Annotated in this window: 5 protein-coding genes; 3 read left to right on the forward strand and 2 right to left on the reverse strand. The window is 73.5% G+C overall.

Annotated elements, in window-relative coordinates:
* A partial coding sequence (locus AQJ30_RS13895; protein ID WP_159052329.1) for a type I polyketide synthase occupies positions 1 to 8,676 on the reverse strand: 8,676 nt, incomplete at its 3' end.
* A gap of 507 nt (positions 8,677 to 9,183) precedes the next feature.
* Here AQJ30_RS13895 and AQJ30_RS13900 point away from each other — a divergent pair.
* The 3 genes from AQJ30_RS13900 (at position 9,184) to AQJ30_RS13910 (ending at position 12,775) form a co-directional block, all read left to right on the forward strand.
* A complete protein-coding gene (locus tag AQJ30_RS13900) occupies positions 9,184 to 10,374 on the forward strand; it encodes a cytochrome P450 (protein ID WP_067233228.1) in 1,191 nt (396 codons plus the stop codon).
* Between the two features lie 94 nt (positions 10,375 to 10,468).
* Positions 10,469 to 10,921 (forward strand): nuclear transport factor 2 family protein, encoded by a 453-nt coding sequence (locus tag AQJ30_RS13905; RefSeq protein WP_067233230.1) that lies wholly within the window; start codon positions 10,469 to 10,471, stop codon positions 10,919 to 10,921.
* A 114-nt stretch (positions 10,922 to 11,035) separates the two neighbouring features.
* A complete protein-coding gene (locus AQJ30_RS13910; protein ID WP_067233232.1) occupies positions 11,036 to 12,775 on the forward strand; it encodes a 3-hydroxyacyl-CoA dehydrogenase family protein in 1,740 nt (579 codons plus the stop codon).
* 137 nt (positions 12,776 to 12,912) lie between these two features.
* On the opposite strand, the gene AQJ30_RS13915 is transcribed toward AQJ30_RS13910, so the two are convergent.
* A complete protein-coding gene (locus tag AQJ30_RS13915) occupies positions 12,913 to 15,795 on the reverse strand; it encodes a helix-turn-helix transcriptional regulator (protein ID WP_079084020.1) in 2,883 nt (960 codons plus the stop codon).
* Positions 15,796 to 15,906 lie beyond the last annotated feature (111 nt).

The raw sequence follows: 15,906 nt of genomic DNA on the forward strand, positions 1-15,906 counted from the left end.
ACCACCGGCCACCGCGGCCTCCGGGGACACACCAGTCCCCAGCACCTCACCCCGCACGAACCCCGCCAACGCCAACGGCGTCGGATAGTCGAACACCAACGTCGCCGGCAGCCGCAACCCCGTCACCGCGTTCAACCGGTTCCGCAACTCCAACGCCGTCAAGGAATCGAAACCCAACTCCTTGAAGGGGTGTGCGAGGGCGACAGTCTCCGGCGTGGCGTGCCCGAGCACGGTGGCGACCTGGGTGCGTACGAGTCCGAGGACCTCGCGTTCCTGCTGTTCCTCGGTGAGGCCGGCGAGGCGCTGCGCCAGGGCCGAGCCGTCGGCCGGGTTCGCCGCCGCTGCCGCCTGGGGGCGGGAGCCGGTGCGCACCAGGTCGCGGAAGAGCGGGCGCAGCATCCCGGACGCGGCCTCGCCGCGCAGGGTGGCCGGGTCGAGGAGGACCGGCACCAGGTGGGCGTCGTCCAGGGCGGTCGCGGTGTCGAGGAGTGCGAGACCGAGGTCGGCGGGCAGGGCGTGGATGCCCGCACGGCGCATCCACGCGAGGTCGTCGCCGTCCAGGTGGTCGAGCATCCCGGTGGACTGCTCCCACAGGCCCCACGCGAGGGACTGCGCGGGCAGGCCGGATGCCCTGCGGTGGGAGGCGAGGGCGTCGAGGAAGGCGTTGGCGGCGGCGTAGTTGGACTGGCCGGGGTTGCCGAGGGTGCCGGCGATGGAGGAGAACAGGACGAACGTCGACAGGCCCAAGTCCCGGGTCAGCTCGTGCAGATGGACCGCCGCGTCCACCTTCGGCCGGAGCACCCGCTCCAACCGCTCACCGTCCAGCGAGCCCACCAGACCGTCGTCCAGCACCCCGGCCGCATGCACCACCGCCGTCAGCCGGTGCTCCGCAGGAACACTGCCCAACACCTCGGCCAGCGCCCCACGATCCGCCACGTCGCACGCCGCCACCTCGACCGACAGCGCACCCAGCCCCCGCAACTCCTCCACCAACTCCTGCGCCCCCGCGGCCTCCAGCCCACGACGGCTGGTCAACAGCAGGTGCCGTACGCCCCGCTCCACCACCAGATGCCGCGCCAGCAGACCACCCAACGTCCCCGTACCACCCGTGATCAACACCGTCCCGCGCGGATCCCACACCTCCTGGCCCGCATCGCCACCCACCGGCGCGACACGAGCCAGCCGCGGCACCAGCACAGCGCCCTCGCGCACCGCCACCTGCGGTTCACCGGCCGCCACCGCACCCGCCACAGCCGCCGTCACCACCGAGGGCGATGCCGCCGCCGACGCCGGATGGCCGTCCACGTCCACCAGCACGAACCGGCCCGGGTTCTCCGACTGCGCCGACCGCACCAGACCCCACACCGGCGCGTACACCAGGTCGGTGACCGGGTCGCCGGGGCCCGTGGAGACGGCACCGCGCGTGACCACCACCAGGCGTGCCGACGCGAACCGTTCGTCCGCGAGCCAGGACTTCAGCAGGTCGAGGGCGGCCGCCGTGGCCCGATGCGTGGCCGCCACGACGTCGAAGGCCTCGTCCGACCCCGCTTCGGAGGACGGAACCGTGAGGTCCGCGACGACGATCTCGGGATCAGCAACCGTCTCGTCGGCGGTCCCGTCGAGAGCGACCAGTGCCTCCAGATGGCCGATGGCATCGACGGCGACCACACCTCCGGCCTCTTCGCCGGCCCCGGGGGCGAGCAGGGCCCAGGAGGAGGTGTCCACGGTGCCGGCCGCCACCGCATCGCCCGGTAGCGCCTTCCACTCGGTGCGGAACAGCGCGTTGCGCAGCTTCATGTCATGACCGGAGCCCGCCGTGCGCAGCCGGTCGGCGGAGACGGGGCGCAGGCTCAGGGCGTCGACGGTGGCGACGGGTGTGCCGGTGGTGTCGGCGACGGTCACGGTCACGGTGTCGGCCGCGGACTCCGCCGGGGTGACGCGGACGCGGACGACGGTGGCTCCCACGGCGTGCAGCGTGACGCCGCTCCAGGCGAACGGCAGGCTGACGGAGGTGTCCTCCCCGGAGGTGCCGCCGGACCGGTCGAGCCGGTCGAGCCGGGCGAGCAGGGCCGGGTGGAGCGCGGCGTCGAGGAGGGCCGGGTGGATACCGAACCCGCCCGCGTCCCCGGCCTGTTCCTCCGGGAGCGCGACCTCGGCGAACACCTCCCCGCCCACACGCCACGCCGACCGCACGCCACGGAACGCGGGTCCGTACTCGTACCCCGCGTCCCCCACGCGCTCGTAGAAGTCCTCCACGTCGACCCGCACCCCGTCCACCGGGGGCCACACCCCGAGCCCCGACTCCACGGCGGCAGGCACGGCGGGGGCGTCGGTGCCGAGGCCGGTGAGGGTGCCGGAAGCGTGGCGCGTCCACGTCCCGGCATCGTCGTCCCCGTCGGCGGCCTCCGGCCGGGAGTGGATCTCTACGGCGCGCCGGCCGTCGTCGTCCCGGGCGGCGACGGTGACCTGGAGCTGGACCGCCCCGTCCGCGGGGAGGACCAGCGGGGCCTCCAGAGTGAGTTCCTCCAGCCGGTCGCAGTGGGCGGACTCGGCCGCGCGCAGGGCCAGTTCGGTGAAGGCGGCGCCGGGCAGGAGGACGGTGCCGAGGGCGGCGTGGTCGGCCAGCCAGGGGTGGGAGCGCAGGGAGAGCCGTCCGGTCAGCAGCAGTTGCCCACCGCCGGCGACCTCCACGGCGGCGCCCAGCAGGGGGTGGTCGGCGGCGCGCAGCCCGAGCCCGGCCGGGTCGCCCGCGCCCGCGGAGGCCGGCTCCAGCCAGTACCGCCGGCGCTGGAAGGGGTAGGTGGGCAGGTCCAGCAGGGTGCGGGCGCCGGTACCGGCGAGCACGGCCCGCCAGTCCACGCCCGGCAGACCGCGGGTGAAGCCCTCGACCACCGAGGTCAGGAACCGCGCGGGGCCACCTTCGTCACGCCGCAGCGAGCCGAGGGCCACAGCGGTGACACCGGCGTCGTCGCTGGTGGCGTCGACGCCCATCACCAGCACCGGATGCGCGCTGGACTCGACGAAGAACCGGTACCCGTCCTCCAGCAGCGCCCGCACCGCACCCTCGAAGTCCACCGGCCGGCGCGCGTTGGCGAACCAGTACTCCGCCGTCAGCCCCGTCGTGTCCTGCACCCCACCCGTGACCGTCGAATAGAACGGCACCCTGCCCCGCACCGGCACCACGTCCGCGAACATCTCCAGGATCCGCTCACGCAACGGGTCCACCTGAGCGCAATGGGAGGCCACGGTGGACCCGACCACCCGGGCCCGGACATCGTCCGCCTTGCACGACGCCACGAACTCCTCCAGCGCCGGTACCTCCCCCGCCACCGTCACCGCCCCGGGGCCGTTGCGCCCGGCGATCACCAGCCGGCCCTCCCACCGGTCCAGCCGCTCCTGCACCTCACCCGCCGACAACGCCACCGAAGCAACCGCCCCGTTCCCTACCAACTGCTCGGCGAAGAGCGCACTGCGCAGCACGACGATCCGCGCCGCATCCCGCAAGGACAGCGCCCCCGCGACCAACGCCGCCGCGATCTCACCCTGGCTGTGACCCACCACAGCCGACGGCACCACACCCACCGACTCCCACAACGCCGCCAGCGACACGTTCACCGCGAACAACACCGGCTGCAACACCTCGATGCGCTCCACACTCGGGGCACCCGCAACACCCCGCAGCACATCCGCCACCGACCAGTCCACGAACTCACCCAACGCCGCATCACACTCGGCGAACCGACGAGCGAACACCGGCGCCGCATCCAGCAGCTCGACCGCCATCCCCTCCCACTGCGAACCCTGACCGGGGAACACGAACACCACCCGGCCCCGCACATCCGCCACACCCGACACCGTCCCGGGAATGGGTACGCCGTCGGCGAGCGCGGAGAGCGAGGAGAGGGCCTCGTCGCGGCCCTCCGCCAGCACCACGGCCCGGTGCTCCAGCACCGACCGGGTGGTCGCGAGGGAGAGGGCCGCGTCGGCCGGTGACAGCTCGGGGCGATCCCCGACGTAGTCGGCGAGGCGCCGCGCTTGGGCGTGCAGGGCCGCCTCGCTGCGTCCCGACAGCGGCCACGGGACGAGCCCGGCGGCCACGGCGAGGCCGGGCTCCTCGTACTGCCGTCCGGCCGGCGACTCCGCTGCGCCCTGGTGCGGCTGCGTACCGCCCTGCTGGGGCTCCGTACCACCGCGCCCCGGCCTCGGACCGGCCTGCGGCGACTCCGCGCCGGCCGACGTGCCCGTCCGGCCGGGACCCGCGACCACCGCGGCGGCCGGCTCCTCGGGCGGGTCCTCCAGGATCAGGTGGGCGTTGGTGCCGCTGATGCCGAACGAGGACACCCCGGCCCGGCGCGGGCGGCCGTTGCGCGGCCACTCCACCGGCTCGGTCAGGAGTTCCACCGCGCCCTGGGACCAGTCGATGTGCGGGGACGGCTCGTCGACGTGCAGGGTGCCGGGCAGCGTTTCGTGCCGCAGGGCCATGACCATCTTGATGACACCGGCGACGCCGGCGGCGGCCTGCGTGTGGCCGATGTTGGACTTCACCGACCCCAGCCGCAGCGGACGGCCGGCGGGCCGGTCCTGGCCGTAGGTGGCCAGCAGCGCCTGGGCCTCGATCGGGTCGCCCAGCGTCGTCCCGGTGCCGTGCGCCTCGACGGCGTCCACTTCGGCGGCGGACAGGCCCGCGTCGGCCAGGGCCGCGCGGATCACCCGCTGCTGGGAGGGCCCGTGCGGGGCGGTGAGGCCGTTGCTGGCGCCGTCCTGGTTGGTCGCCGAGCCCCGGACCACCGCGAGCACCGGGTGCCCGTTGCGCCGCGCGTCGGACAGCCGTTCCACGAGGAGCGTGCCCACGCCCTCGGCCCACCCGGTGCCGTCGGCCGACGCCGCGAACGCCTTGCAGCGCCCGTCGGGCGACAGTGCGCCCTGCCGGCTGAGTTCCACGAACATGCCGGGCGTGGACATGATGGTGACGCCGCCCGCGAGCGCCATGGAGCACTCCCCTGACCGCAGGGAGCGCACTGCCCAGTGCAGCGCCACGAGCGACGACGAGCACGCGGTGTCCACGGTGACGGCGGGGCCCTCGAGGCCCAGGGTGTACGCCACCCGGCCGGAGGCCACGCTGGTCGTGCCCCCGGTGAGCCGGTGCCCGTCCACGCCCTCGGCCCCGTCCTTCAGCTGGGGCCCGTACTCCTGGAACATCGCCCCGAAGAACACACCGGTCCGGCTCCCCCGCAGGGACAGCGGGTCGAGTCCGGCCCGCTCGACCGCCTCCCACGAGGTCTCCAGGAGCAGCCGTTGCTGGGGGTCCATGGCCAGGGCCTCGCGCGGCGAGATCCCGAAGAACGCCGGGTCGAAGTCGGGCGCCTCCCGCAGGAATCCGCCGCTGCGCACGTAACTCGTGCCCGGCCGCTCCAGCGTGGGGTCGTAGAGGTTCTCCAGGTCCCAGCCCCGGTTGTCCGGGAAGTCGCCGATCACGTCCCGGCGGCCCGCGACCACCTCCCACAACTCGTCGGGAGAGCTGACGCCGCCCGGGAAGCGGCAGGCCATCCCGACGATGGCGATGGGCTCGTCGTCCTCGGCCCGCCCGGCGACGGCCTCCTCGACAGCCGGGGTGGCGGCGCCGAACAGGGTGGCCCGCAGGTGGCGCGCGAGGGCGTCCGGGGTCGGGTGCTCGAAGAGCAGGGCCGTGGGCAGCGGCAGCTCGGTCTCGGCGCTCAGCGTGTTCCGCAGCTGCACGGACAGGTGCGAGTCGAAGCCCTGCTCCTTGAACGACACACCGGCGTCCACCGCGTCCACCGAGGAGTGCCCGAGCGCGGCGGCGGCATGGGTCCGCACCAGCCGCGCCAGCGCTGCCTCCTGCTGGGCCTCGTCGAGGGGGGCGAGTTCGCGGCGCAGCGCGTGGCCGTCCACGTCGGCTGCCGCGTCCGCCTCCGGCACGACGGCCGGCCGCACCTGGGGCGCGGCGAGGGCGTCCACGGAGACGACGGTGTCGAGCCAGTACCGCTGCCGCTGGAAGGCGTAGGTGGGCAGCTCGACGCGCTGGGCGCCGGTGCCGGCGAAGACGGCGTTCCAGTCGACGGTGAGCCCGCGGACGTAGCCCTCCGCGAGGGAGGTCAGGAACCGCTCGGGCCCGCCCTCGTCACGGCGCAGGGTGCCGAAGGCGACGGCCGGGACCTCTGCGTGGTCCTCGAACGTTTCTTGCATCCCCACCGTCAGAACCGGATGGGGACTGCACTCCACGAAGTAGCCGAAGCCATCGTCCAGGAGCCCACGGACGGTGGCGTCGAAACGCACCTCCTGACGCAGGTTCGTCACCCAGTACGTGGCATCCAGACCGCTCGTGTCGATCACCGAGCCGGTCACCGTCGAGTAGAACGGCACCTGCGCGGGACGCGGCTCGATACCGGCCAGCGCCTCGGTGACCTGCTCGCGGATGGACTCCACCTGCGGGGAATGCGACGCGTAGTCCACGGCGATACGACGCGCCCGGACCCCGTCGGCCTCGCAGACCCCCATCAGCTCGTCCAGGGCATCCGGCTCACCCGAAACCACCGTCGACGAGGGGCCGTTGACGGACGCGATCGAGATCCGCTCGTCCCACCGGGCGATCAGCTCCCGCACCCGGTCGGCGCCTGCCGCGACGGAGACCATCGCACCACTGCCCGACAGGCTCTCGGCGATGGCCTTCGCCCGGAGCACCACGACCCGGGCGCCGTCCTGCACCGACAGCCCACCGGCCACCACAGCGGCGGCGATCTCCCCCTGCGAGTGACCGATCACCGCCCCCGGCTCCACACCCACCGAACGCCACACCGCCGCGAGCGAGACCATCACCGCCCACAACGACGCCTGCACCACCACCACGTCATCCAGCGACGCAGCACCGGGCACACCCCGCACCACGTCGACCACGGACCAGTCCACCAACGGCTCAAGAGCCGCCGCGCACTCCCCCAGCCGCTCCCGGAACACCGGAGACGACTCCCACAGCCCCGCCCCCATCCCCACCCACTGCGACCCCTGACCCGGGAACACGAACACCACCCGCCCGGGCTCACCGGACACCACACCCGACACCACACCCGCCGACGGCACACCCTCCGCCACCGCCCGCAACGGCTCCACAGCGGCATCCCGCTCACCCGCAAGGACCACCGCACGGTGATCGAGCGCGGCCCGGCCCGTGCCCAGCGACCAGCCCACGTCCGGCAGCGACAGGTCCGTGTGCCCGGCCGCGAACGCCGCCAGCCGTGCCGCCTGTCGTCGCAGGCCCGCGCGGTCCCGGCCGGAGAGCGGCCAGCAGGTCACGGGGGCGTGGGCGAAGGGCGCGGTGTCGCTCCCCGGGGCGGCGGTCTCGTGCGCGCCGGTCCATTCCGCGGCCACGACGTGGCAGTTGGTGCCGCCCATGCCGAACGAGGAGACGCCGGCGAGCAGCGGCCGGTCGGCGGCGGGCCAGGGGCCCGTGGTCCGCTGGACGCTGAGGTTGAGCTCGTCGAGGGGGATGTCGGGGTTGGGCGTCTCGTAGTTGAGGCTGGCGGGGAGCAGTCGGTGCCGGAGGCTGAGCACGACCTTGAGCAGGCCGGTGATGCCGGCGGCGCCCTCCAGGTGGCCCACGTTGGTCTTGACGGAGCCGACCATGAGGGGGTCGCCGGGTTCGCGGGCCGTGCCGACGGCCGCGCCGAGCGCGGCGGCCTCGACCGGGTCGCCGACCTTGGTGCCGGTGCCGTGGAGTTCGACGTACTGGACGTCCGCGGGGTCGGTGCCGGCCCGCTGGTGGGCCAGGCGCAGGACGTCCTCCTGGGCGGCACGGAGGGGGGCGGTGAGGGACTCGCCGCCGCCGTCGTTGTTGACGGCGCTGCCGAGCAGCAGGCAGTGGACGGTGTCGCCGTCGGCGACGGCCCGGGAGAGGCGTTTGAGGACGACGACGGCGCCGCCCTCGCCGCGCACGTAGCCGTTGGCACGGGCGTCGAAGGTGTGGCAGCGGCCGTCCGGGGAGAGGGCGCCGAAGCGGGCGACGCGGTCGGTGGTCTCGGGGAGGAGGTTGAGGTTGACGCCGCCGGCGAGCGCGACGGTGCTCTCGCCGGTGCGCAGGCTCTCGCAGGCGAGGTGGACCGAGACCAGGGAGGAGGACTGGCCGGTGTCCACGGTCATGCTGGGGCCGCGCAGGCCGAGGACGTACGAGACCCGGTTGGCGATCATGCTGCGGTGCAGCCCGGTCATGGAGTGGGGGCCGAGGGCGTCGGCGCCGAGCCGGGCGGAGAGCGCGGCGTAGTCGTCGGCGATGACACCGACGAACACGCCGGAGCGCTGCCCGGCGAGCTGGGCCGGAGGCAGTCCGGCGTCCTCCAGGGCCTCCCAGCCGAGTTCGAGTGCCAGGCGCTGCTGGGGGTCCATCAGCGCGGCCTCGCGCGGCGAGATGCCGAAGAACGCGGCGTCGAAGCCCTCGATCTGCTCCTGGTCGAGGAAGGCGCCGTAGCGAGAGGGGCGTGTGTCCTGCTCGTCGGCGGGGGCCGTGGTGCCGAGGCGTTCCGCGGGGACCTCGCGGACGGCGTGGCCGCCCGCGCGCAGCAGCTCCCAGAAGGCGGCGGGGGTGGGGGCCCCGGGCAGGCGGCAGGCGAGCCCCACGACGGCGATCGCCTCGTCACCGCCGGCCGGCCCGTCGCCGGACGGGGTCATGGAATTCTCGCGCGCCTTGTTGTCCGCCAACACTGTCTCCAGAGCTCCCCGGGAATTGCGTCGAGACCGCGATCGGGCCGGATGGAAGTGGGAATCCGAACGGGTGGGTGTCGAGGTGATGCGTTGGTTTCCCCGAATCCCAGCAGGGCGGCGGTGCGTGTGTCGACCGGTTCCTGGTGCTCGCGGGCCCCTAGCTCCGGTGGCCCCCACCCCTATGTCGTCCGGGTGTCCCCCTACGGGGAATCTGGGGATGCCGGGCGCGTTCCGGCTCGGATACGGTTCGTGCGTTCCGGTGCTGCGGGTGCGTCCCGTACGGGCACGGGGAAATCACCCTGCATTTCCGGGCGAAGGGAAAGCAAGGGGAAAAGGGTCAACCACGGGTCGATCACCCCTCCCCGCGGCTTTCCCCTCCGCCTTCCCTCCTCCTCCGCTCCTTTTTTCGCACCCTGTTCCTTCTTCCGTCGCCGGCCCTTCCCTGCCTTTCCGTCCGGACGCAAGGAGTCCTAGATGTCCGAACAGGCTCTTCCCCTCACTCCCCCTTCGGCTGCCGACGGTGGAGCGGCCCTGTTCGACTGGCTGCGCGTGATGCGCGACGAGGCTCCCGTCGTCCAGGGCAGCAACGGCAGTTGGTACGTGTTCCGTTACGCCGACGTGCAGCGGGTGCTGTCCGAGTACGCCGACTTCTCCTCCGACCCGACGCCGGTCTCACCCAAGGCGGCCGAGGTGGCCAAGGGCGACCTGGCGCAGATCGACCCGCCCGTGCACCACCACCTGCGGCGCCAGATCAGCCGGGTGTTCACACCGAAGATGGTGGCGGGCCTGGAGCCGCGCATCCGGGAGATAGGCACCGGGCTGCTGGACGCCGCCGGGGACGCCGGGGAACTGGACCTGGTGCGGCAGTTGACGCATCCGCTGCCGGTCATCGTGATCGCCGAGCTGCTGGGCGTGCCGGCGGAGGACCGGCCCGTGTTCCGGCACTGGGCGGACCGGATCATCGCGGCGAAGATCGCCGGTGTGGACGACCCGGAGACGTACGAGCGGCTCAGGTCCGCGATCGAGGAGATGGACTACTACCTCGAGGGGCAGCTGGAGGAACGGCGGGCCCGGCCCGGGGACGACCTGCTGAGCCGGATGGTGACGAGCGAGCTCGACGGGGAGCCGATCACGGGCGCCGAGGCGGTCAACTTCGCGCGGCTGCTGCTGATCGCGGGGCACATCACCACCACGATGATGCTGAGCAGTTCCATCCTCTCCTTCGACGAGTTCCCAGGGGCCGCGGCGCAACTGCGCGCGGACCGCTCGCTGATCCCGGGCGCGCTGGAGGAAGTGATGCGCTACCGGCCGCCGTTCACCATCACCGGCCGGTACACGACCCGGGACGTGGAACTGGCCGGGGTGACCATCCCGGAGCGCTCGATCGTCATTCCGTGGCTGGTGTCGGCGAACCGCGACGAGCGGCAGTTCGCCGATCCGGACGTGTTCGACATCCACCGCTCGCCCAACGCGCACGTGGCGTTCGGCAAGGGCATCCACTTCTGCATCGGCGCCCCGCTGGCCCGCCTGGAGGGCCGGGTCGCCCTGGAGCTGCTGTTCGACCGGTTCTCCGACATCCGGCTCGACCGCGAGGTGCCGCTGCGTTTCCACGAGCAGAACTTCTTCGGCGTCACGTCGCTGCCGGTGTCCGTGAAGCACGCCTAGACACCCCCTCGGGGGCGTCCCGGACACGCGCCCCATCGGAGAAGCACCGAACCGTTCGGACCCGAGGCTCACTGCGAGAGGCACCGGAGAACCCATGCCCGACGAGGCGACAGCCAAGCAGCTCATCCTGGACCACTGCCGGAAGATCAACGAGGGGGACGTGGAGGGCCTGCTCAAGCTGTACGCGGAGGACTGCAGCTTCGAGGACCCGGTCGGCAACGGCAAGCAGTACGGGCTCAAGGCGCTGAGCCAGCGCGCCGCGGCCGCGATCTTCTCCGGCGCGTACGAGGACGCGGCGTCGCCCGTGACCGCCGAGGGCGGCCGCTATGCCGCGGTCCCCATGGTGTCGACGTTCAACTACCTGCCGCTCGCCGGTCCCGCGATGGCGCAGACCGGCCTGCTGCCGCCGGAACCGCCGCCGGACCCGGAGAACAAGATGATCCGGGTCAACATCGTGATGGTGATCCGGGTCAACGACGACGGCCTGGTCGACCAGATGCAGGCCTTCTACGGCCGCGGTGACGCCACCGTCATCGACAAGGGCTGACCCACTCGGGCGCAGGGGATCCCCGCCGCCCTCACCGCACGGTCGCAGGGCCGAGCCGTGGTCCCCCTGTCTGCGCACCGACCGGACGACGGAACCCGAAGGGACCCAACCACCATGGCTCAGACGTTCACGCGGACAGCGGTGATAGGGGTGGGCGCGGTCGGCGCCGCGCTCGTGGACCTGCTGGCCCGGGCGGGGCTGCCGGTCACCGCCGTGGAGGCGGACGACCGGGCGCTCGCGGCCGGCCGGCGGCGGGTGGCGGGACGGGGCGCCGACGGCACCGAGCCCGCGGGCGTGCGCTGGACCACCCGGGTGGCGGACGCCGCCGGGGCGGACCTGGTGATCGAGGCGGTGCCGGAACGGCTGGACGCCAAGACCGCCGTCCTCGCGGAGGCGGTCGGGGTGTGCGGACCGGACACGGTGTTCGCCACCACCACGAGCGGCCACTCGGTCACCGAGATCGCGTCGCTGTGCGGCACGATGACCCGCACGGTCGGCCTGCACCTGTTCCCCGCGGTGCCCACCACGGCGGTGGAGGTGGTGAGCACCCCGCTGACCGAACGGGCCGTCCGGGACGCGGTGGTGGAGCTGGCGCGGCGCCTGGACCACACCCCCGTCCAGGTCGCGGACCGCCCGGGCTTCATCGGCGGCGCGCTGGCCATGACGTACCTGAACAGCGCGGTCACGATGTACGAGCAGCGCTACGCCTCCCGGGAGGACATCGACACGGCGATGACGCTGGGCTGCGGGCTGCCGCTCGGGCCGCTGGCGCAGCTCGACGTGATGGGCCTCGACGTGGCCCGGGACACCCTGGAGCTGCTGTACGAGCGGACCGGTGACCGGGCCTACGCGCCGGCCCCCCTGCTGTCGCACTACGTGGCGGCCGGGCTGCTCGGGCGGAAGACGGGGCGCGGTTTCTACGACTACGGGCCCGGCGGCGCGGCCGCCGCGGCCGCGGCCGGCGGCCCCCTTTCCGGCCGGGGCGGCCTGCCCGCGCGGCCGGTGCGCACGGTGGGCGTGGTGGGGTCGGGAACGATGGGCGCGGGCATCGCCGAGGTGTCCGCGAAGGCCGGCCACCCCACGGTGCTGGTGGCGCGCAGCGACGCCAAGGCCAAGGGGGCGGTGCTGACGGTCGAGCGGTCCCTGGAGCGGGCCGCGGGCCGCGGGAAGGTGACCCGGCAGGACGCGGACGCCACCCTCGGCAGGCTGGTGGCCGTCTCCCAGCTGGAGGCGCTGGACGAGTGCGACCTGGTGGTCGAGGCCGTGGTGGAGGACCTGGCGGTCAAGCGGGGGCTGTTCGCGGAGCTGGGCCGGGCCTGCCGGCCGGACGCGGTGCTGGCCTCGTCGACGTCAGGGCTGCCGATCATCGAGTGCGCCACGGCCACGGGCCGCCCGGAGAACGTGGTCGGCATGCACTTCTTCAACCCGGCCCCGGTGATGCGGCTGGTGGAGGTGGTGCGCACGGCGCTCACCTCCGACGAGACGGCCGGCACCGCGCACGCCGCGGCCGCGGCGATGGGCAAGCGGCCCGTGGGCTGCGCGGACCGGGCCGGGTTCATCGTCAACGCCCTGCTGTTCCCCTACCTCAACCGGGCCATCGGGCTCGTGGAGGAGCAGGCCATCACGCCGGACGACGTGGACGACGTGATGACGGGCGGGCACGGCTATCCGATGGGCCCGCTGAAGCTGCTGGACGTGGTCGGACTGGACGTGTCGCTGCAGATCCAGCGGACGCTGCACGACACGTTCCTCGACCCGTCGCTGGCGCCCGCCCGCTACCTGGAGCACCTGGTGCGGGCGGGCCACCTGGGGAGCAAGTCGGGGCAGGGGTTCCGGGTCCACGCGGGCCGCTGAGCGCCCACCGCGCCGGGTCGGCGCGGGCCGCCGTGACGGTGCCCCCGCCGAGGGGGAACCGTCACCGCGGCCTCACGCCACACGGTCATGCGTCAGACGGCCTCACGTCACGCGGCCTCACGCCCGGCCCGCCCGTGTCACGCGGTCTCCGGCAGGTCGAACTGCAGGTCGATCGGCAGCTGTTGGCGACCGCCTATCTTCAACTTCCGATAGACCCTGGTCAGGTGCTGTTCGACGGTGCTGACGGTGATGTACAGCTGCGAGGAGATGTCGCGGTTGGTGTAGCCGCAGGCGGCCAGGGCCGCCACCCGCTTCTCCGAGTCGCTGAGCTTGGCCTCGCGGGTGTCCACCAGGGTCTTCTCCGGGCCGGTGCCCCAGCCCGCCTCCCCGTGTTCGAGCCGGATCCGCGCGCAGAGCGGTTCGGCGCCACACTCCCTGGCCAGTTCCCAGGCCCGCCGGGACGCCATCGCGGCCTGCGCCAGGTCCCCGAGCCGCTTGTGGGTCTCCCCCAGGTCGCACAGGGCCCGCGCCAGCTCCAGGCGGTCCCCGGACAGCCGCAGCTGGGCCACGGCCCGGGTGAGCAGGCCCAGCCGCTCACCCGGCGCGGACGCCTCGGCGAGCAGCCGCAGGGAGATGCCGTGGATGCGGGGGTTGGCGTCGTCGAGGCGGGAGATCTGCTCCAGGAGCAGCCGCTCGGCCTCCTTGCACTCGCCGGTCCCGAGCAGCGCCTCGGCCAGGTCGCTGCGCCACGGCACCCACACCGGCTGGTCCAGGCCCCAGCGCTGCGCCGTGCGGCCCACGGCCATGAAGTCGTCCAGCGCCGCGTCGAGACGCTTGGTGGCCAGGTGGTAGTGGCCGCGGGCCCGCATGTACGTCATGCCGTAGGCGCTCGCGTACACCGCCTCCGGGACGGGCTCGTTGAGCTTGCGGGCGCCGGCCTCGTACTTGCCCATGGCGGTCTGGGCCATCACCTGGACGGCGATCAGGCCGCAGGCCAGGACACTCCGCTTGCGTTCGGTGAGCCGGTCAAGACCCGCGTCGATGCAGCGCTCGGCCTCCTCGGGGTTGCCCTGCGCGAGGGCCACCTCGGCGCGCAGCCCGGCGATCATGGCGTACCAGCCGCCCGCGCCGCGGCGGGCGGTGTTCTGGAGGAGCACGTCGCACCAGTAGCGGGCCCGCTTCGTCTTCCCGGAGAACAGCAGGCACTTGATGGCGCTGGTGAGGGGCTCCATCGTGGCGTCGGTGAGCGCGGAGCGCTGCAGCATCTCCTCGGCCGCGGTGGCGAAGTCGCCGCGACGGGGGCCGAGGAGCAGCCGCCACGGCTGGCCGCCCCGGGAGGTCAGCGCCTCGCCGCCCGGCCGGGCCGGGAGGGCCCGCAGCTCGCCGCCCTGCTGCGGGACGGCGGCCAGGCGGCCGTCCGCCCACGGGAAGCGGCGTTCCACGATCGAGGTCATCAGGGCACCTCCGGTGCCCCGGTCCGGTACGGCGGCGGACGGACCGGCGGGCACGGCGGCTCCGGCGGCTCCGGCTCCGGCTCCGGCGGTACGGACGGGCCCGGCGGGCGCGGGCGCCACGGCGGTGGCCTGGGGCCCGCGGACGAGCACCTCGTACGCCTCCTCGAGCCGCCGGTGGGCCAGGAACAGGTCCGCGATCGCCGTCGTGTACCGCGGCGGTGCCTGGCCCGCCCGCACGGCAGCGAGCAGTTCCTCGGCGGCCGTCTCCGCCGCGGAGGGGTGGTTGCGCCGCAGGACGACCGAGGTGCGCACCTTGATCTCGATGCGCCGGCCGGGGTCCTCGCAGACCCGGTGGGCCAGCTCCAGACAGGCCACGGCAACGCCGTCCTCGTCGTCGGCGAGGGCCTCCTCCGCGGCGTCGCACAGGACCGCGGCGGCCCACGGCTCGCTGATCCGCTCCAGCGCCAGCAGGTGGGGGGCGACGGCCGAGGCGCGGGCGCCGTCGGCATAAAGCAGGGTGGCCGCCCTGCGATGGAGCTGCTGGCGGTGTTCGGGGTCCATGCCGTCCAGGACCTGGCTGCAGACCGCCGGGTGCTGGAAGTGGCACTCGTCGACCACGCCGGCGGCGTGCAGGGCGCGCAGGCCCTGGGCGGCCGTGGTGCGGGGCAGCCGGCACAGCCGGCTGAGCAGGTCGAGGGTGGCGGTCGCACCGAGGACGGCGAGCCCTTCGGCGACCTTGGCGGCCGTGGGCCCGCTGCGGTCCAGGCAGGTGAGGACGGCGTGCGCGAACGTCTCCCCGGGCCCGGGGTCGAGGCAGTCGCCGGACGACGTGCCCGCGGTCGTCCCGCGCTCCTCCTGCAGGGCGCGCAGGAGCAGCGGATTGCCCCGGGTCACGGCGTAGAACTCCTCCGCCGTGTCCTCGCCGACGGGCAGCCGGGGCTGGTGGTGGGCGAGGAACCGGGCCACCGCGTCGGGACCGAGGCATTCCAGCCGGATCCTGCGGAAGTTGGGCTGGCGCAGGAATTCCGTGCGGTACGCGGTGTCCTGCTGGCGGTAGTAAAGGGCCTCCGTGAACACCATCAGCAGCCGGCTGGTGCGCGAGCGGCCCGCTATGTGGAGGAGGTATTGCAGGGAGGCGCTGTCGGCGTGCTGGAGGTCGTCGATCCCGATGACGACGAGCCGGTCGCGCGCGACGGTGCGCAGCGCCGCCCAGAACCTCTGCATCCCCGCGCCCCTGCCCTGGGCCGTCGCGTCGGGCAGTCCGGGGCCGGTCGTCCCCTCTTCGTCCACCACGCGTTCGAGCCAGTTCCTGGTTTCGGCGGGCAGTGCCTCGCTGTGGACGAGTTGCCGCACCAGTCCCAGGGGAACGCTTTCCTCGGACGGCATTCCGGTGGCCCGGAGGACGATCGCCCCCGCGTCACTCGACAACGCTGCCAGGGCTTCCAAAAGCTCGGTTTTGCCACATCCGACGGGCCCTTCGACGAAAATGGTTCTCGCCCGTCCCGCGGCACTGTCACGCACAGCTATTCTTAATGCGGTGAGTTCTAATTCCCTGGCTATCAGCATACGGAATCCGGATCCCCCTTCACCGATGGACCGGCGGCATTGACCAGACCGTCGATGCCTTCTGCTTCGGCGACGGTTCCGGCCGCCACGCCTCCTCGAGCCGGAGGTCCG

This window comes from Streptomyces longwoodensis, from assembly GCF_001514125.1.
Lineage (GTDB): Bacteria > Actinomycetota > Actinomycetes > Streptomycetales > Streptomycetaceae > Streptomyces > Streptomyces longwoodensis.

Bases quoted from the DNA above. Each gene is read 5' to 3' on its own strand.
- AQJ30_RS13910 (WP_067233232.1), top strand. From the start codon at position 11,036: ATGGCTCAGACGTTCACGCGGACAGCGGTGATAGGGGTGGGCGCGGTC.
- AQJ30_RS13915 (WP_079084020.1), bottom strand. From the start codon at position 15,795: ATGCTGATAGCCAGGGAATTAGAACTCACCGCATTAAGAATAGCTGTG.
- AQJ30_RS13905 (WP_067233230.1), top strand. From the start codon at position 10,469: ATGCCCGACGAGGCGACAGCCAAGCAGCTCATCCTGGACCACTGCCGG.
- AQJ30_RS13900 (WP_067233228.1), top strand. From the start codon at position 9,184: ATGTCCGAACAGGCTCTTCCCCTCACTCCCCCTTCGGCTGCCGACGGT.